This window comes from Xanthomonas sp. NCPPB 1068 (assembly GCF_041479385.2).
Lineage (GTDB): Bacteria > Pseudomonadota > Gammaproteobacteria > Xanthomonadales > Xanthomonadaceae > Xanthomonas > Xanthomonas cannabis.
This window is the reverse complement of record NZ_CM192986.1, coordinates 2127211-2145813: the sequence shown is the minus strand read 5'-3', so window position 1 is coordinate 2145813 and position 18603 is coordinate 2127211. Positions and strand designations below refer to the sequence as shown.

Annotated in this window: 18 protein-coding genes; 8 read left to right on the top strand and 10 right to left on the bottom strand. The window is 66.1% G+C overall.

The features are described from left to right. Positions 1-102 precede the first annotated feature (102 nt). Both serA and ACCQ12_RS09205 read left to right on the top strand, forming a co-directional pair. Positions 103-1344 (top strand): phosphoglycerate dehydrogenase, encoded by a 1242-nt coding sequence (serA, locus tag ACCQ12_RS09210; protein WP_184370508.1) that lies wholly within the window; start codon positions 103-105, stop codon positions 1342-1344. A gap of 7 nt (positions 1345-1351) precedes the next feature. Then, on the top strand, positions 1352-1621 hold the full coding sequence (locus tag ACCQ12_RS09205) for a hypothetical protein (RefSeq protein ID WP_372383433.1): 270 nt from the start codon (positions 1352-1354) through the stop codon (positions 1619-1621). 96 nt (positions 1622-1717) lie between these two features. On the opposite strand, the gene ACCQ12_RS09200 is transcribed toward ACCQ12_RS09205, so the two are convergent. After that, on the bottom strand, positions 1718-2302 hold the full coding sequence (locus tag ACCQ12_RS09200; protein ID WP_166745198.1) for an NUDIX hydrolase: 585 nt from the start codon (positions 2300-2302) through the stop codon (positions 1718-1720). Between the two features lie 139 nt (positions 2303-2441). On the opposite strand from ACCQ12_RS09200, the gene ACCQ12_RS09195 reads away from it, so the two are divergent. The 6 genes from ACCQ12_RS09195 (at position 2442) to ACCQ12_RS09170 (ending at position 9336) form a co-directional block, all read left to right on the top strand. Next, entirely contained in the window at positions 2442-3914 is a 1473-nt protein-coding gene (locus ACCQ12_RS09195) for an amino acid permease (protein WP_047696287.1), read from the top strand. A gap of 76 nt (positions 3915-3990) precedes the next feature. Then, the gene (locus ACCQ12_RS09190) at positions 3991-5421 is read left to right on the top strand and encodes an amino acid permease (protein WP_047696289.1); all 1431 of its coding nucleotides are present in this window, start codon (positions 3991-3993) and stop codon (positions 5419-5421) included. Positions 5422-6162: 741 nt separating this feature from the next. Continuing rightward, positions 6163-6816 (top strand): methylthioribulose 1-phosphate dehydratase, encoded by a 654-nt coding sequence (locus ACCQ12_RS09185; RefSeq protein WP_039410254.1) that lies wholly within the window; start codon positions 6163-6165, stop codon positions 6814-6816. Positions 6817-6851: 35 nt separating this feature from the next. Further along, the gene (locus ACCQ12_RS09180; RefSeq protein ID WP_039410252.1) at positions 6852-7418 is read left to right on the top strand and encodes a 1,2-dihydroxy-3-keto-5-methylthiopentene dioxygenase; all 567 of its coding nucleotides are present in this window, start codon (positions 6852-6854) and stop codon (positions 7416-7418) included. 2 nt (positions 7419-7420) lie between these two features. Next, complete coding sequence (gene mtnC, locus ACCQ12_RS09175; protein ID WP_039410249.1) at positions 7421-8119, top strand: acireductone synthase; 699 nt, start codon at positions 7421-7423, stop codon at positions 8117-8119. A 206-nt stretch (positions 8120-8325) separates the two neighbouring features. After that, the gene (locus tag ACCQ12_RS09170) at positions 8326-9336 is read left to right on the top strand and encodes a C13 family peptidase (protein ID WP_372383586.1); all 1011 of its coding nucleotides are present in this window, start codon (positions 8326-8328) and stop codon (positions 9334-9336) included. Between the two features lie 383 nt (positions 9337-9719). Here ACCQ12_RS09170 and ACCQ12_RS09165 read toward each other — a convergent pair whose 3' ends face one another. The 9 genes from ACCQ12_RS09165 to hisG form a co-directional block, all read right to left on the bottom strand. Next, positions 9720-11306, bottom strand: coding sequence for a calcineurin-like phosphoesterase C-terminal domain-containing protein (locus ACCQ12_RS09165; RefSeq protein WP_372383432.1), 1587 nt, complete (start codon positions 11304-11306; stop codon positions 9720-9722). Between the two features lie 168 nt (positions 11307-11474). Next, on the bottom strand, positions 11475-12095 hold the full coding sequence (gene hisIE, locus ACCQ12_RS09160; protein ID WP_047696293.1) for a bifunctional phosphoribosyl-AMP cyclohydrolase/phosphoribosyl-ATP diphosphatase HisIE: 621 nt from the start codon (positions 12093-12095) through the stop codon (positions 11475-11477). Then, positions 12085-12861 (bottom strand): imidazole glycerol phosphate synthase subunit HisF, encoded by a 777-nt coding sequence (hisF, locus tag ACCQ12_RS09155; protein ID WP_184374198.1) that lies wholly within the window; start codon positions 12859-12861, stop codon positions 12085-12087. The genes hisIE and hisF overlap by 11 nt, the downstream gene beginning before the upstream one ends. Beyond that, positions 12855-13589, bottom strand: a complete 735-nt coding sequence (gene hisA, locus ACCQ12_RS09150; RefSeq protein WP_047696296.1) for a 1-(5-phosphoribosyl)-5-[(5-phosphoribosylamino)methylideneamino]imidazole-4-carboxamide isomerase — start codon at positions 13587-13589, stop codon at positions 12855-12857. Before hisA ends, hisF begins: the two co-directional genes overlap by 7 nt. Beyond that, positions 13586-14188 (bottom strand): imidazole glycerol phosphate synthase subunit HisH, encoded by a 603-nt coding sequence (gene hisH, locus ACCQ12_RS09145; RefSeq protein WP_166750914.1) that lies wholly within the window; start codon positions 14186-14188, stop codon positions 13586-13588. Before hisH ends, hisA begins: the two co-directional genes overlap by 4 nt. Next, complete coding sequence (hisB, locus tag ACCQ12_RS09140) at positions 14185-15312, bottom strand: bifunctional histidinol-phosphatase/imidazoleglycerol-phosphate dehydratase HisB (RefSeq protein WP_372383431.1); 1128 nt, start codon at positions 15310-15312, stop codon at positions 14185-14187. The genes hisH and hisB overlap by 4 nt, the downstream gene beginning before the upstream one ends. Further along, positions 15309-16400 (bottom strand): histidinol-phosphate transaminase, encoded by a 1092-nt coding sequence (hisC, locus tag ACCQ12_RS09135; protein ID WP_372383430.1) that lies wholly within the window; start codon positions 16398-16400, stop codon positions 15309-15311. Before hisC ends, hisB begins: the two co-directional genes overlap by 4 nt. After that, entirely contained in the window at positions 16397-17692 is a 1296-nt protein-coding gene (gene hisD, locus ACCQ12_RS09130) for a histidinol dehydrogenase (RefSeq protein WP_372383429.1), read from the bottom strand. Before hisD ends, hisC begins: the two co-directional genes overlap by 4 nt. Further along, positions 17689-18603 (bottom strand): ATP phosphoribosyltransferase, encoded by a 915-nt coding sequence (hisG, locus tag ACCQ12_RS09125; protein WP_228313889.1) that lies wholly within the window; start codon positions 18601-18603, stop codon positions 17689-17691. The genes hisD and hisG overlap by 4 nt, the downstream gene beginning before the upstream one ends.

Sequence of the window (18603 nt, the reverse complement as noted above, 5' to 3'; positions counted from 1 at the left end):
GCAGCGCAAGGGCTGGCGCCGCACAAACGCCGCATCGCCAGCGCCCCATCGGGCAGCCCATCTGGCATAGTTGCCGACCCGATTGCTGCATTGCGCTCCCCCATGTCGCCGAAGAAAACCTCGTTTCCCAAGCAGGACATCCGCGTGCTGTTGCTGGAAGGCATCAGCCCCACCGCGGTGGATGTATTCCACGCCGCCGGCTACTCGCAGATCGAACTGCATGCCAAGTCGTTGCCGGAAGACGAGTTGATTGCGCGCATCGCCGAGGCGCACATCGTCGGGATCCGCTCGCGCACCCAGCTGAGCGCCGAGGTGCTGGCGCACGCCAAGCGGCTGATCGCGGTGGGCTGTTTCTGCATCGGCACCAATCAGGTGGACCTGGATGCCGCAGAGCTGGCCGGGATCCCGGTGTTCAATGCGCCCTACTCCAATACCCGCAGCGTGGCCGAGCTGGTGATTGCCGAGGCGATCCTGCTGTTGCGCGGCATTCCGCAGAAAAATGCCGAATGCCACCGTGGCGGCTGGTCCAAGTCGGCGGCCGGCAGCCACGAAACCCGCGGCAAGGTGCTGGGCATCGTCGGTTACGGGCACATCGGCACGCAGGTGGGCGTGCTGGCCGAATCGTTGGGCATGCAGGTGGTCTTCCACGACATCGAAACCAAGCTGTCGCTGGGCAACGCGCGCGCGGCGAGCGACCTGGACGACCTGCTGGCCCGCGCCGACGTGGTGACCTTGCACGTGCCCGAGACACCATCCACCAAGGACATGATCGGCGCGGCGGAAATCGCCCGCATGAAACCCGGCGCGCATCTGATCAATGCCTCGCGCGGCACCGTCATCGACATTGCCGCACTGGATGCGGCGCTCACCTCAGGCCAGATCGGTGGCGCAGCAGTGGACGTGTTCCCGATCGAGCCCAAGGGCAATGGCGACGCGTTCGAATCGCCACTGATCGCGCACGACAACGTGATCCTGACCCCGCACGTGGGCGGCAGCACGCTGGAAGCGCAGGACAATATCGGCATTGAAGTCGCTGCAAAACTGGTGCGCTACAGCGACAACGGCAGCACCTTGTCGGCAGTGAACTTCCCGGAAGTGACGTTGCCGGAGCACGCCGAAAGCCTGCGCCTGCTGCATATCCATCGCAACGTGCCGGGCGTGCTCTCCAGAATCAACGAACTGTTCTCGCGCCACAACGTCAACATCGACGGCCAGTTCCTGCGCACCGACCCCAAGGTCGGCTATGTGGTGATCGATGTCAGCGCCAGCGAGGCGCAGGCCACCGCGTTGAAGGAAGGCCTGGCGTTGATCGAAGGCACGTTGCGGACGCGCGTCTTGTATTGATCTGTTGTTGCGCGAGCGCCCTCATCCGGCGCTTTGCGCCACCTTCTCCCGCAAGCGGGAGAAGAAAGTGCAGCTCATCGGTCTCCCGCTTGCCCCCTTCTCCCGCAAGCGGGTGAAGAAAGTGCAGGTCATCGGTCTCCCGCTTACCCCCTTCTCCCGCAAGCGGGTGAAGAAAGTGCAGGCCATCGGTCTCCCGCTTGCTCCCTTCTCCCGCAAGCGGGTGAAGAAAGTGCAGGTCATCGGTCTCCCGCTTACCCCTTCTCCCGCAAGCGGGTGAAGAAAGTGCAGGCCATCGCTCTCCCGCTTACTCCCTTCTCCCGCTTGCGGGAGAAGGTGCCCGCAGGGCGGATGAGGGCGCACCCCTCAGCACCCATCACACGCCTCGGGCCATCCACTTCTCGGCCATGCGCCGCAGCGACGGATCCAGCTCCGGTTCTGCAAGCAGCTCGACGATCGGGCGCCAGGCCAGTGCCAGCGATTCTTCGCTGACTTCGAACGCCTCGTCCGCACCGGCCATCACCACGTAACGCGCATCAAAATGCCAATGCCCGGCCACCTCGCCGCGTGCCGGGATCCAGTGACGGTCCAGATCGAACAGCGCCGTGTCCGCCAGCCGCAAGCCGCTGAGCCCGGATTCTTCCTCCGCCTCGCGCAGCGCCACCTGGGCCAGATCGCGGTCGCCGTCGGCGTGCCCGCCCAACTGCAGCCAGCGCTGCAGCTTGCGGTGGTGGGTCAGCAGGGTGCGGCTGCCATCGGCGCTGACCACCCAGGCCGAGCCGGTGAAATGACCTTCGACACGTTCGCGCAGGAACGGATCGGTGGCATCGTCCAGCAGCTGCGCAAACTGGTCGGCCACAACGGCCTCGTCCGGCCAGCGTGCGCGGTAGGCAGCTAGTTGCTGCCGCAAGGTTGCATCCACCATCTCTCGTTCCCGGTCGCCCGTCGGCCAAGCGGCCATTATCGCCATTCATGCTGCGTACGTGCTTGTCGTGAGCGTGCAGCTTTGGCAAGGTAGGCCGCTTGCCTGTCCTTCGGGGGCGGCACACACCTTCGCCCGGGCGCGTGCGCCTTCGCTTTGCCACTTAGGGACGTACCGAATGCTGAAATCTCTGTTGAGGGTCAAACCGATCGAGCCCGCCGGACGCGTCGACGCGGGCGAACCGGTCGAAGGCAGCCTGCAAGGCGAAGCCACGCTGCAACGGACCCTCACCGCCAAGCACCTGATCATGCTCGGCATCGGCGCGGTCATCGGCGCCGGTATCTTCGTGCTGACTGGCCAGGCGGCGGCCAATCACGCCGGCCCGGCAGTGATGCTGTCGTTCGTGTTTGCGGGCATCGCCTGCGCATTCGCCGGCCTGTGCTACGCCGAATTCGCGGCGATGATGCCGGTCTCCGGCAGCGCCTACTCGTATTCATATGCCACGCTCGGCGAGGGCATCGCCTGGTTCATCGGCTGGTGCCTGGTGCTGGAGTATTTATTCGCCGGCTCCAGCGTCGCGGTCGGTTGGTCCGCCTACCTGATCAGCTTCCTGACCGGCACGCTCGGCCTGCCGTTCCCTGCGGAACTGGCGGGTGCGCCACTGGCCTGGGACGGCCACGGCTTTGTCAGTTCCGGCAATATCGTCAACCTGCCGGCAGTGCTGATCGTCGCTGCGGTGAGCATGCTGTGTTATGTCGGCGTCACCCAGTCCGCATTCGCCAATGCGATCGTGGTGGCGATCAAGGTGGTGGTGATCTGCCTGTTCGTCGGCTTCGGCATCGCCTACATCGACCCCGCCAACTGGCATCCCTTCATTCCCGAAAACGCCGGTCCGGGCAAGTTCGGTTGGGACGGCGTGTTCCGCGCGGCGTCGATCGTGTTCTTCTCCTACATCGGCTTCGATGCGGTCTCCACCTCTGCCGGCGAAACCAAGGACCCGCAAAAGAACATGCCGATCGGCATTCTGGTGTCGCTGGCGATCTGTACCGTCATCTACATCATCGTTTGTGCGGTGCTGACCGGCCTGCTGCCGTACACCCAGCTGGGCACCGCCAAGCCGGTGGCCACCGCGCTGGAGGCGCACCCACAACTGACCTGGCTCAAGACCGCGGTGGAGATTGGCGCGATCGCCGGCCTGTCCTCGGTGGTGCTGGTGATGCTGATGGCGCAGCCGCGCATCTTCTACACCATGGCCAAGGATGGGCTGATGCCCAAGCTGTTCGGCAAGGTGCACCCCAAATTCCACACGCCCTACGTCGGCACGCTCTTTGTTGGTGTGGTCGCTGCGCTGCTGGCCGGCGTGATCCCGTTGAACGTACTGGGCGAATTGGTCTCGATGGGCACCCTGCTCGCCTTTGCCACGGTGTGCGCCGGGGTGATGGTGCTGCGCTTCACCAAGCCTGAGTTGCCGCGCCCGTTCCGGGTGCCGCTGGCGATGGTGATCTGCCCGCTGGGGGCGCTGGCCTGTCTGTTCCTGTTCTTCCAGGCATTCCAGGAGCACTGGAAGGTGTTCGTGGGCTGGACCGTGATTGGTCTGTGTATTTATTTCGGCTACGGCATCCACAACAGTCGTCTGGCCAAGCGGGCCTGACGCTCTCTCAAGACCGGCGCACAGCGCCGGTCTTCTCGTTCAATGATCGCGCTCAGCGCCAAGCCGGAACTGCTGCATGTTCAAACAACTTTGGGCCACCAAACACCCGCACGCCAGCCATGAGGCGGCCGACGGGCTGGGCCTGCAACGCGCGCTCGGCCCCTGGGGGCTGACCGCACTCGGGATCGGCGCGGTGATCGGCGGCGGCATCTTCGTCATCACCGGCCAGGCTGCGGCCGACCATGCCGGCCCGGCGATCGTGCTGTCGTTCGTACTGGCGGCGATCTGCTGCGCGTTCTGCGCCATGGCCTATGCCGAATTCGCAGCGATGGTGCCGGTGTCCGGCAGCGCCTACACCTACACCTACGCCACTTTCGGCGAGCTGGCGGCGTGGTTCATCGGCTGGATGCTGGTACTGGAATATGGCGTATCCGCCTCGGCGGTGGCGGTCAGCTGGACCGGCTACTTCCTCAGCCTGCTGGAACATTTCGACATCCACCTGCCGGCCGCGCTGGTCAGTGCACCACTGGACGGCAAGCTGCAGCCCACCGGTGCGATCGCCAACCTGCCGGCCGCCGGCATCGTGCTGTTGCTGACCTGGCTGTGCTACGTGGGCATCCGCAAGTCGTCGGCAATGAACATGGCGATGGTCATCCTCAAGACCGGCCTGATCATCTTGGTCATCGCAGTGGGCTGGAAGTACGTCGATGCCGCCAACTGGCATCCCTTCATCCCGGCCAACGAAGGCCCGGGCAAGTACGGTATGGAAGGCGTGCTGCGCGGTGCGGCGATGGTGTTCTTCGCCTATATCGGTTTCGAAGCGGTGTCGGTGGCCGCGCAGGAATCGCACCGGCCGCAACGCGACCTGCCGATCGGCATGATGCTGTCGCTGCTGATCTGCACCGTGCTCTACATCGCCATGGCGGCGGTAATGACCGGTCTGGTGCCCTATACGCTGCTCGGCACCGACGAGCCGGTGGTGACCGCCGTAGCAGCGCATCCGCAGCTGGCCTGGTTGCGCGTTGTGGTCGAAGTGGGCGCGTTGATCGGGCTGTCCTCGGTGGTGCTGGTGATGATCATCGGGCAGCCGCGCATCTTCATGATCATCGCGCGCGACGGATTGTTGCCGTCCATCTTCACCCGTATCCATCCCAAGTACCGCACCCCGCATATCAACACCATCATCACCGGTGTCGGCATCGCCGTGCTGGCGGCCGTGTTCCCGCTGGACGTGCTGGGCGAGCTGACCTCGATGGGTACGCTGATCGCCTTTGCCGCGGTTTGCGCCGGCGTGCTGATCCTGCGCCGCACCCACCCGGAACTGCCGCGCCCGTTCCGCATGCCGGCGGCGTGGCTGATCTGCAGTGCCGGCGTGCTGAGCTGCCTTGCGCTGCTGTCGGCGATGACGCTGCACAACTGGATGCTGATGGGCCTGTGGACGCTGGTCGGGCTGGTGGTCTACTTCGGCTACGGCTACCGTCACAGTCGCCTGCGCGACGGCCGCTGAGCGCGCGCGCGCCAGCAGCCACTGACGAACGACCGCCCGCCGATGTATGGCAGAGCGGGTGCCAGGTATTCGGCTCCTGGGCGGCTGATCTGTGACCTGGTTGCAGGCCCCTGTTCTGCTGATCTGCAACTTGGCTGTAAGGCCCTGATCCGCTGGTCTGCTGCTTGGCTGCAGGGCCCTTGCCCGCCCACCATCGCGGGACACGCCGTGAATCCGTCCATGGAGGCTCTTACGCGGCATCCATGCCGCGTAAGGTCCCGCGACGGTGGGCGGGCAAGGACCTGTCGAGATGGTCGGCGTGTGTGTTTGCAAGCAGTGCATGACGTGCTCTGGTTGGATCACTGGGCGTCCGCTCAACCTCTCACCACTTTCCATCGCAAGCCGAGCGGAAGACCAGACTAGAAACGTCCAGCCTGCGCGCCGCAAGCCGAGCAATATGTTTTCAAAAAAACAGCCGGCCAACTGTCTGGTGCGGTGTCCTTGCCGGTTGCGGGACCGTGTGGCGGGGACGGGTTCAAGGCGTGTCCCGCAAGCGGTGAGGACACCGCGCCCTCGACCGACTAAAGCGTTTCACCTCACCCTCTGACTGCCTCCGACAAGAGGCGGCTAACAAAACCACTGCGTTCACCATCTGACGCGCGCGCTTCATCGTTTGTCAGCCATTCGCGACCCGGGCGTGGCAGCAACACCCCCTGCTGCGCTGCACCTGACCGTAATCCGGTGGGGCAGTAGAATAGCCGCATGAATGCGACCACTGCCCCCCTGCCCTATAGCGCCGCCCGCCTGCACGAGCTGGCGCAGTTGTTGATCGGCAATATCCGCGAGCTGGCCCAGGCCGGCTGGACGCCCGCCACCAGCAGCAACTTCTCCCATCGCCTGGACGAGCAGCACGCCGCCATCACCGTGTCCGGCCGCGACAAGGGCCGCCTGGTCGAGGAAGACATCATGGTGGTGGACTTCGATGGCCAGGCCGTTGGCCGTCCGCTGCGGCCCTCCGCGGAAACCCTGCTGCACACCCAGTTGTATCGCCGGTTTCCGGAGATCGGCTGCGTGCTGCACACGCATTCGCCGGTGCAGACGATCGCCTCGCGCCTGTATGCCGGCCCCGGCGTGATTCGGCTGGAAGGCTACGAGCTGCTCAAGGCCTTCGACGGCAACACCACCCACGAGACCGCGGTGGAGGTGCCGGTATTTGCCAATACCCAGGACATGCAGGTGCTGGCCGCGCAGGTCGAGGCCTTGCTGGACAAACAGAGCATGTGGGGGTATCTCATCGAAGGACACGGGCTGTATGCCTGGGGCCGCAACATGGCCGAGGCACGTCGTCATCTGGAGGCGTTCGAATTCCTGCTGCATTGCGAGCTCGAACTGCTGAAATTGCGCGGCCCGCGCTGATCATCGTCCGTCCCCCATTCGTGAGCCAGACCGCCATGAGCCGACTGCGTATCTTCGCCGACACCAACCCGACCACCCCGGAATTCGACAGCCGCGACGGCGATGCGATCGCCGCCGAGCTGGTCAAGATCGGCGTCACCTTCGAGCGCTGGCACGCCAGCGAACCGGTGGAACCGGGCGCCACGCCCGAGCAGGTGATGGCGGCCTATCGCGCCGACATCGACCGCATCAGTGCCGAGCGCGGCTTCAAGACCGTGGACGTGGTGAGCATCGCGCCGGACAACCCCAAGCGCGAGGAAATGCGCGCCAAGTTCCTGGACGAGCACTTCCACAAGGAAGACGAGGTGCGCTTCTTCGTCGCCGGCTCGGGCCTGTTCACGCTGCACGTGGACGACAAGGTCTACGAGATCGAGTGCGTCAAGGACGATCTGATCGCCGTGCCCGACAGCACCCTGCACTGGTTCGACATGGGGCCGGAGCCGCACTTCGTGGCGATCCGCTTCTTCACCGAGCCGGATGGCTGGGTCGGCCACTTCACCGGCACCGAAATCGCCAAACAATTCCCCCGCTACGCCCCCGAGAAACCTCACAAGGCCAGCTGACGATGACACGACCGCACGCGATCCTCACCGATATCGAAGGTACGACCAGCAGCATCTCGTTCGTCAAGGACGTGCTGTTTCCGTATGCACGCCGCGCCATGCCCGCGTATGTACGCGAGCACGGCAATCATCCGCAGGTGCGCCACTGGCTCAACCAGGTGGCCGACGAAATCGGCGAGGACGTGCCGGACGACGTGCTGATCACCACGTTGCAGACCTGGATCGACGAGGACCGCAAGCACACCGCGCTCAAGGCCCTGCAGGGGCTGATCTGGGGCGATGGCTACAAGACAGCCGATTTCACCGCGCACATTTACGCCGATGCGGCGATCCAGCTGCAGGCCTGGCATGCGCAGGGCATCCCGCTGTACGTGTATTCGTCCGGCTCGGTGCCGGCGCAGAAGCTGTTTTTCGCGCACAGCGACGCCGGCGATCTGAGCGGCCTGATCACCGACTGGTTCGACACCGAGGTGGGGCCCAAGCGCGAGAGCGCCAGCTACCGCCGAATTGCCGAGCGCATCGGCGTGCCGGGGCCGGAGATCCTGTTCCTGTCGGATGTGATCGAAGAACTCGACGCGGCCAAGCGCGCCGGCATGCGCACCGCGTTGCTGGACCGCCTGGAGGACTACCCCACGCCGCGCTCGGCCGACGATGTCGGCAGCCACCAGCGCGTGGAGAGCTTCTCGCAGCTGGTGTTCTGAAACGTGGCGTCATTGCGCACACCGGCTGCTCGCAATGCAGCCGGCGTGCGCAAGGCCGATTCCGCTTGACGCAGCAGTTGCGCGACAAGACGCCTTGGTCGAGCGCTGTGTCCATCCGTCTTCGAGAGGCATCGGCGTTGTTTGTGAGAGTCCATTTCCTGCCGCCGGCGCACCGCTTGCTTCGTCGGATCTTGGCACTGCTGGCCATGGCCGTCCTGGTGGCCGGATGCCACCCCGATGCCGGCGCGGCCTTGCCGGCCGCGAACACGGCAGCCGAGGCGGACCCGATCGACCAGGCCGCACTTGCAAAAGCGCTGGCGGCGGTGCAGCCGCAGCGCCCAGGCGTGACCGATCTGTACGTGGTTGGCTTTGCCGGCGATGCCAGCGACGATGTCTTCCGCAACGAAACGCTCTACCTCAAGCAACTGTTCGAGCAACGCTTCGACGCACGCGGCCGCGTGGTCACGCTGGTCAACAACCCGGACAACCTGGGCGAGCATCCGTACGCGCCACTGGCGACCTACGACAACCTCTACGACACGCTGGCTGCGATAGGCAAGCGCATGGACCGCAAGGAAGATGCGCTGCTGCTGTTCGTGACCACGCACGGCACCGAAGACCACACGCTGTACGTGCAGGTGGACCAGAATGAAGAAGACTTCATCAGCCCGCAGGATCTGCGCACCGCACTGGACGATGCCGGCATCGGCAACCGCATCATCGTGCTGTCGGCCTGTTATTCGGGCGGATTCATCCCGGCGCTGCGTTCGCCGGACACCGTGATCCTGACCGCCGCGCGGGCGGATCGGCCGTCCTTCGGCTGCGGCAATACGTCCAACGCCACCTACTTCGGCCAGGCTTGGCTGATCGATGCGATGAACCGCAGCGACGACCCGCTTGCGGCCTTCGACATGGCCAGGGCTGCCATCACCGCGCGCGAAAAGCAGGACGGCGAATTGCCCTCGTTGCCGCAGCAATCGCTCGGCAAGCGCATCGCACCGGTGTTGGCGCACTGGCGTGCAGGGTTGCGACTTGGGCCTGCCCTCGCCTATCCGTATCCGCCGGTCGACATCGATCCGGATGCCGACGCCGAGCCGGCCAACGACGGTGGCCCGGGCAGCAGCAGCCCGGACACCAGCAGCAACGTCGGCAAGGGGACGACCCCGCCGACGTCTGCTCCAACGGCCCCATCACCACCTTCGGCCACGAAAAACTGAGACTAATTCTCATTTCGTCAGCAATTCCAGGGTCTCGCTACACTCGCCGGGCCAGCCAGCTTCTGCCAGCCAGCACAGATCCCCGCCAGCGCGCCGACGCCTGCCAGCCCGGGTCCTGAGACGCCTCCCTTGTGGAGGCGTTTGTGTTTCTGCCACCGGGGTGGCGCTTGCCCGTTGGCTGCACAGGCGCATGCGCGCGGCCAACGGAGCGCTGCGTCAATGCTCTCGCGCGGCCGGCAACACAGGCCTCACCGCGCTGCCTGACCGGTCCGACGGTGCAACGCACGCACCCGACCTTACGGTGTCACGTGCGGGCTCTCGATCGGCCGCACGCGTGACCACGAACCAACGCACATCCGTGCGCCAGCCCACCGCGCCGGCATTTACGGATCGGCGCGTTGCAGGCGATAGACTGTGTGGGCGCTGTACTGCCCGGTGGGCAGGTGCGCGCGCACGTCCACGCGGTGCTCGCCCACCTCAAGGGTGGTCGGCAACACGCCGCGCCACAGATGTGTGGAGGGCGTCGCTTCCGGTGAGCGGTCGTACCCACGTAGCCGGTCAGCGCTATCGTCGCGCACGTTTTCGGCCAGCAGCCCCGGGTCGGCGCGCTCCTGTCGTTTCATCGGTTGCCATGCGCCGTTGTCGATGCGCATCTCCACGCGGGTATCGTCCTGCCCCATGAACACATTGGCGTAGATGCCCCAGGCCGGATATGCGCCCTGTCGCAGCACCTTGGGCGCATGCAGCAGCAGTTGCGCGTCGTCGGCTGCGCGTGCCGCGTGGTAGGCCAAGGTGTAGTTGCCATCCGGCGCTACGTTCAGCACCGCATAGCCGTTGGGCGTGCCGTCGCTCATCGTCGCATCGGGGATGCCGTCGGCGTCCTTGACCCCCGACCAGAACGCACCGCAGGCCGCACCCACGTTGTATTCGTGCAGCGGGCGTGCGCCGTGCCAGCCTTCGTCGGCGCCGTGATCGACGTGCCGCTGGGTGTGGCTGTGCGCACTGAGCACCAGCACATGCGGGAAATCCTTCAACAGCGCGAACAGACGGCTGCGATCGGCATGCCGGAAGGTCTCCTGCCCCGGCGCCGCATCGAACAGCGGGATATGTATGCCGAGCACCAGCAGCCGCTCGCGCGACACCTGCGCCAGGTAGTGCTGCAGGAACACGAACTGATCCTCGCGCAGGCCGCCGACATACGCCGGCTTGCCGCCGGGGGTATAGATCACGTCGTCCAGAAACACGAAGCTCGCATTGGCTTCTTCCACCGCATACGTGTCCGGGCCATAGACCGCGCGCCAGCTGTCCAGCGACTGCAGATCGTCGCCGGCATCGATGTTGAGGTCGTGATTGCCGGGCACATGGAACCAGGGCACGCCCAGTTGGGTCGTGACCTTGTTCAGGGCCGGATACAGGCTCAGATCGTCGTTGACGATGTCGCCGAGCGTGGTCCCCAGGCGCGCGGACGTCTTGCCGACCAGCGGTGCCACGATATCGCGCTGGTAATAGCCCACATCGGTGAGGCTGGCGGTCTGGCTGTCGGCGAACACCAGCATGTCGAAACCGTTGCCGCCAGCGTCCGCGCGCGGCGTCAGTGCGAAATCCCAGCCCTGCGTGGAGCGGCCGGTGGATGCGATGCCCTGATACTTGTGGGTCACCGAACCGCGCGGCGCATAGTGGCGCCAGAACCCGGGCAGCCCGTCGGCGGCAGGGACAAAGCGGCGATCGCCCGGCTTGATCACGAACACCGTCTGCCCATCGCGCACCGGCAGGCGGTAGTGCCCCTGTACATCGGTGCGCACGATCTGCTCACCGTTGGACACCGCAATACCGGCAAGACCCGGCTCATCCGCACTGCGGCCGGCACGCCCGTCGCGCTCTTCGTAGACGGAGCCATCGATCATGACGTCGCGTGCGTACGCGCTGCCCCCAAGCAACCCCAGGGCCAATAGAGCGAAGCGAAGCTGCATGTGGTGTACCGCGGCAAGACCGGCGGAAATTGTACCCGCCGGCCCGCCGCGCGCGGTGCAGGCCCGGAAAATCGCGCGTCCCGCACAGCACCGTAGGAGCGCACCCGGGCGCGACAGGGCTTTACCAGCAAGCCCTGTCGCGCCCGGGTGCGCTCCTACGGCGGCGTGTTAGTTGTGCCGCGACTCCAGCAGTGCCACCGCGTCGCTCAGGCCCAGCCCACGCGCGCGGAGCAGCACGATCAGGTGGTACAGCAGGTCGGCCGATTCGCCGAGCAGTTCGGCATCGCCCTGCACTACGCCTGCCAATGCGGTTTCCACACCCTCCTCGCCCACCTTCTGCGCGATGCGGCGGATGCCCTGCTCGAACAGCTTGGTGGTGTAACTGCCATGCGGGCGCTCGTGCTCGCGCGTGGCGATCAGCGCATCCAGGCTGCCCAGGAATTGCCCCGGCGCATTTGGGAAGCAGCTGGTACGGCCCAGGTGACAGGTCGGCCCGTGCGGACGGGCCAGCACCAGCAAGGTGTCGGCGTCGCAATCGGCTTCGATGGTCACCACGCGCAGCACATTGCCCGAGCTTTCGCCCTTGGTCCACAGCCGCTGCTTGCTGCGGCTGAAAAAGGTCACTTCGCCACGCTGCTGCGTCACCGCCAGCGCTTCGGCATTCATGTAGCCCAGCATCAGCACACGCAGGTTGTCGGCGTCCTGCACGACGACCGGCAACAGCCCGTCGCCCTTGCTCCAGTCCAGCGCCTGCAAGGCGTCGCCGGTTGCCACGGTGTCACTGTCCATCACGTACCTCGATCTGTTGCGCGCGCAGGAACTGCTTGAGTTCCGGAATGGGAATGGCCCCGCTATGGAACACGCTGGCGGCCAGCGCGCCGTCCACATCGGCCTGGTCGAAGACGTCGGCAAAATGCTGCATCTCGCCGGCGCCGCCGGAGGCGATCAACGGCACCCGGCAGAGCGCACGCACCTGACGCAGCTGGGCAAGGTCGTAGCCGCGGCGCACGCCGTCGTTGTCCATGCAGTTGAGCACGATCTCACCGGCACCCAGGCGCTGCGCTTCGGCAACCCAGTCCAGCGTGCGCATGGGCAAGGCCTGCGTCTTGCTCGGGTCGCCGGTATAGCGACGCACCCGCCATTGGCCGTCTTCCTCGCGAATGGAGTCGATGCCCACCACCACGCACTGCACGCCAAAGGCGTCGGCCAGTTCGGAGATCAGCTGCGGGCGCCCGAGTGCCGGCGAGTTGATGGAAATCTTGTCGGCCCCGGCGTGCAGCACCGCACGCGCCGTTTCCACATCACGAATGCCGCCAGCAACGCAGAACGGGATATCGATCAGCCGCGCCACGCGCTCGACCCAGGTGTAGTCGACCGAGCGGCCTTCCGGGCTGGCACCGATGTCGTAGAACACCAGCTCATCGGCGCCCTGTGCGCGATAGCGCAGGGCCAGCTCGACGATGTCGCCCATGTCGATATGGTCGCGGAACTTGACGCCCTTGACCACGCGGCCATCGCGCACGTCCAGGCATGGAATGATGCGGCGGCTCAGCATGCCAATGCCTCGTTGAGATCCAGGTGTCCTTCAAGCAAGGCCTTGCCCAGCACGATGCCGGCGCACCCGGATGCCTTGGCAGCGACCACGTCGGCCAGATGGCGTGCACCGCCGGAGACCTGCACCTGCAGCTGCGGTACCAGCCCGCGCAGGTGCGCGTACAGCGCCATGTTGGGGCCGGACAACATGCCGTCGCGCGCGATGTCGGTGCACAACAGGTGCTGGAGGCCGGCCTGCGCGTAACGTACCGCCAGGTGATCCAGCGTGGCGTCGGCCGCTTCGGTCCAGCCATGTACCGGCAGCTGCCACACGCCGTGCGCGTCCTGGCGCGTATCCAGCGCAATGGTCAACCGGTCGGCGCCGAACTCCTGCAGCCAGCCGATCACGGTGTCGCTCTCGCGCACCGCCAGCGAGCCGATGACCACGCGCGCCGCACCGGCATCGAGGATGCGCGCCACATCGTCACGTGAACGGACGCCGCCGCCGGTCTGCACCTGCAGGCCGGTCTGGCGCGCGATCTCGCCCAGGGTTGCTGCCAGGGTGTAGCCGCCGGCCTTGGCGGCATCCAGATCGACCAGATGCATCCACTGTGCGCCGGCATCGGCAAACGCCTGCGCGCGCGGCAACACGTCGTCGCCGTACTGCGTTTCGCGTGCGTAATCGCCCTGCAGCAGGCGCACCACGCGGCCGTTGCGGATATCCAGCGCCGGATAGACGGTAAAACTCATGGAAAACTCATCTCAAGAAAATTACGCAGGATGCGTGCACCGGTGTCGGCCGAGCGCTCGGGATGGAACTGCGCGCCGCACCGCAAGCCTTGCTGCACGACGGCGGTAAACAGGCCTCCGTGATCGCAGGCAGCCACGGTATCGGCCGTCACCGGCGCGGCGTAGCCATGCACGAAATAGGCGCTGGCGCGCTCCGGCAGGCCGGCAAGCAGCGCCGAGTCGCGCATTGGCACCAGCTGGTTCCAGCCCATGTGCGGGACACGGATGCCCAGCGCCGGGGTCATATGGCGCACGATGCCCGGCACCAGGCCAAGGCACTCCACATCGCCTTCTTCGGAGCGCTCGAACAGCAGCTGCATGCCCAGGCAGATACCGATCAAGGGCACCTGCAGCTGCCGCAATGGCTCGACCAAGCCTTGTGCGCGCAGGCGCTTCATCGCTTCCGGCGCGGCGCCCACGCCCGGCAGGATGACCCGCTCGGCGCCTTGCAGGCCCGCCGCATCGCGCACCAGCCGCGCCTCCACGCCCAGCCGCTCCAGCGCATAACGCACCGAACCCAGATTGGCGCCACCGGCATCGATCAATGCGACATCGGTCATAGCGCACCCTTGGTGGACGGCAGCGCGTTGCCTTCGCGGCGGATCGCCTGACGCAATGCGCGTGCCAATGCCTTGAAACAGGCTTCCACCTTGTGGTGATCGTTCTCGCCACGCACGCTCAGATGCAGGTTCAAGCCCGAGGCATCGCAGATGGAGCGGAAGAAATGCGGTACCAGCTCGGTGGGCATGTCGCCCACGCGCTCGCGCTTGAAGTCGCCTTCGAACACGAAATACGGCCGGCCACTGAAGTCGAGCGCGGCGCTGGCGATGGTTTCGTCCATGGGCAGCGTGAAGCCATGCTGCGCGCCCGGCCCTGCTGCAAGCCAGGGGCTTTCAGCCGGATCGAACCCATACCGGCCGATCCCGCGCTTGTTGCCCAGCGCCTCGCGCAGCGCCTGGCCCAATGCCAGGCCGGTGTCTTCGATGGTGTGGTGCTCGTCGATATGCAGGTCGCCGTCGGCGCGGATATCCAGCGCAAAGCCGCCATGCTTGCCGATCTGCTCCAGCATGTGGTCGAAGAACGGCAGGCCGGTGGCGGTATGCGGTTCGGCGACGCGGTCCAGGTCAAGCTCGACGCGGATTTTGGTTTCCTTGGTGTTGCGCTGAACCACCGCGCGCCGCGGCGCATCGGCCAGCTCATGGGCGATGCCGGGCCAGTCCCACTCGCCGCCGAATTCGTCGGTACGCAGCTGGAAGCCGCGGATATTGAGGTTCTGCGCGAACTGGATGTCGGTGATGCGGTCGCCGACCATCGCCGAGCGTGCCCAGTCGATCGTGCGGTCCTGCAGATACGGCACCATCAGGCCGATGCCGGGCTTGCGCGTGGGGGCGTTGTCAGCCGGCCAGCTGCAGTCGATCAACACGTCGCGGAACTCGATGCCCTGGCTGGCGAAGATCTGCAGCATCAGGTTGTTCGGGCCGTCGAAGGACGCACGCGGATAGCTTTCGCTGCCCAGGCCGTCCTGATTGGTGACGATGACGAACTGATAGCCGGCGTCGCGCAACCTGAGCATTGCCGGAATCACGTTGTCGACAAAGCGCAACTTTTCGTAGGCGTCGATCTGGTAGTCGGCCGGCTCGGTGATCAGCGTGCCGTCGCGGTCGACAAAAAGAATCGGGGTCATGCGGCAGCCTCCTGCGCGGCATGCAGTGCCGTCAGCACGCGCACGTTCTGTTCCGGCGTGCCCAGGGTAATGCGCAATGCATCGTGCAGCTGCGGCACTGCGCGTTGATCGCGCACCACCACGCCTGCCTCCAGCAGCGCCTGGAATGCGGCTTGGGCATCGTCGAAACGCACCAGCAGGAAGTTGCCCTGCGAGGGGTACACCTGGCGCACGCCGGCGAGCTGCGCAAGCGCCTTGTGCATGCGCTCGCGTTCAGTACGAACCTCCGCGATGCGTCGACGTGTGACCTCCAGCGCCGGTGCAGACAAGGCCTGCTCGGCCATCGCGGCACACGGCGTCGGCACCGGATACGGCGCCTGGCAGCGGCGTAGCAAGGCGATCAACTCGGCATTGGCGATCAGCGTACCGATACGCGCCGCCGCCAACGCGTGCGCCTTGGAGAGCGTACGCAGCACAGCGAGATTGTCGTAGCGCGCAAGCAGGCTCACTGCGGACGGCACATCGGAGAACTCGCCGTAGGCTTCATCGACCACCACCAGCGCCTTGCCTTGCAAGGCCTGCAAGGCGGTTTCGATGTCTTCCAGGCTGATCGCCGAACCGGCCGGGTTGGAAGGCGAACACAGGAACACCAACTTGGCACGCGCGGCCAACGCTGCCTCGATGATTGCCGGGATATCCGCATGGAAACCGTCGGGCCCATCGACCAGCGGCACTTCTAGCAACGGCGCGTTCTGCAGCCGTGCGCACACGGCATACATGCCAAACACCGGCGGCGTCACCACCACCGCATCGCGCTCCGGCACGCACAGCCCGCGCACCAGCAGATCGATCGCCTCGTCGCTGCCGCGGCCAATCAACAGCTGCTCGGGCGCGCAGCCGTACAGCGCCGCCAGCGCGCTGCGCAAACCCTTGGGCTGCGGATCCGGATAGCGCCGCGTGCTGGCGCCCGGGTCGGCCGGATTTCCCCATGCGGACTCGTTGGCGTTGAGCCAGACATTTCCCTGCAACGCGCTGGTACGCGCCGACGAATACCCCGCAAAGGCGCGCAGATCTTCGCGCACCAACTCCAGAACCGATGCGGTGCTCATGCTGCCACTCCCATCCGCAGTGCCACTGCATTGGCGTGCGCATCCAGACCTTCGGCGCGTGCCAGAATCAAGGCGCATTCGCCGATGCCGTCGATACCGGCCTTGCTGGCGGCCTGCACGCTGACCATATTCTGGAAGCTGGCCACGCTCACGCCGCTGTACGCGCGCGCCGCGCCGCTGGTCGGCAACACATGGTTGGTGCCGCTGCAGTAATCGCCGAGCGCTTCGGGCGTGTAATCGCCAAGAAATACCGAGCCCGCCGCTTCCACCTGAGCCAGCCACGCGCGCGGTTCGCGCAACGCCAGGATCAAATGCTCGGGGGCATAGCGGTTGCTGATCGCAAAGGCGTCGTCCAGCGATTGCACCTTGATCAGCCGCGATTGCGCCAAGGCCTGGCGTGCGATGTCGGCTCGCGAAAGTTGCGCCAACTGCACGTCCAACTGCGCTTTGACGGCTGCAATCAACGCATCGCTGTCCGATAGCAGCAACACCTGCGAATCCGGGCCGTGTTCGGCCTGCGACAGCAGGTCGGCCGCAACGAACGCCGGCTGCGCGCCGGCATCGGCAATCACCAGCACTTCGGAGGGACCGGCCGGCATGTCGATCGCGGCTGCGCCGGATTGGGCCACCTGCTGCTTGGCTTCGGTGACAAAGCTGTTGCCCGGGCCGAACAGTTTGTCGCAGCTCGGCACCGACTCGGTGCCATACGCCATCGCCGCGATCGCCTGCGCACCGCCCAGCTTGAACACGCGGCGCACGCCGGTGAGCTGCGCGGCCACCAGCACCGCCGGGTCCACGCTGCCGTCCTTGCGCGGCGGCGTGCACAGCACGACCTCGCGGCAACCGGCCAGCCGTGCGGGAACGCCCAGCATCAGCGCGGTCGACGGCAACGGTGCGCTGCCTGCCGGCACATACAACCCGACCCGCCCGATCGGGCGCACGATCTTTTCGCAGACCACGCCAGGCGCAGTTTCCACGGCGTAGCCGGCGCTCATGCCGGCGCGGTGGAAGGTGTCGATCCGCGCCACCGCGTCCTGCATGGCCTGGCGCAGTTCGGGGGCAACCGCGGCCTCGGCAGCGGCGAATTCGGCCTCGCTGACGATAAAACTCTGCAGCGACACGCCATCGAAACGTGCGGTGATCTCACGCAATGCGGCATCGCCACGTGCGCGCACATCGGCAATCAGTGCAGCCACCGCGTCGCGCGTCTGTGTGGCCACGGTCTGCACCGGGCGCGTCAATGCGTCGCTGCGCGCGGCGCTGTCGAGTTGGGACCAATCGAGAATGTTCATGCCAGCGAGCGCTCCACCGTCAACACCATCAAGCCTTGCGCACCTGCGCGTTCGAGCTCTTCCAACCGTTGCCAGGTCACCGCGCCGTGGCACATGGTCTGCAGCCGCAGCGCGCCGTTGCCGTCGTCGGGCAACTGCACCAGCGGGTCGGCGTCGGGCAGTAGCCGGCGCAGCGCATCCACATGGGTCTGCTCGGCGCGGAACATCAGCAACTTGCTATCGCGCAACTTGAGCACGCCGTCCATGCGCCGCAGCAGCATCGCCAGCAGCGCCGCGCGTGCGTCCGCCGGCTCGCGCACGGCGCCAGCCAGTACCGCCTCGCTTTCCATCACCAGCTCCACCGGCTTGAGCTGGTTGGCGGCCAGGGTGGCGCCACTGGAGACCAGATCGCAGATCAGATCGGCGGTACCCAGCCGCGGCGCGATTTCCACCGAGCCGGACAACTCCACCACCGCCGCATCGATGCCCTGCCGCTCCAGCCAGTCGGCCAGGATCGCCGGGTAGCTGGTGGCGATGCGCTTGCCCGCCAGTTGCGCCACGCCCTGCCACTCCCATTCTTCCGGCACGGCCAGCATCAACCGGCACTGGCCGAAACCGACGCCGCGCACCGCGTGGTAGGCGGCCGGCAACCCAGCGCGACGACGCGCCGAGGCCTGCTCGTCCAGCTCGTTCTGGCCGACGATCCCCAGGTCGCAGACGCCGTCGGCGATCAGGCCGGGGATGTCGTCGTCGCGCACCAGCAGCAAGTCCACCGGCAGCGATTCGCCGTAGCAGAACAACTTGTCGCGGCTCTGCCGCCAGCTCAGCCCGCAGGCGGCCAGCAGGCTGCGCGCCGGCTCGGCCAGACGGCCGCTCTTCTGGATGGCGATACGCAACCGGTCACGTGCCGGTGCTGCCGTGGAAGCACTCAT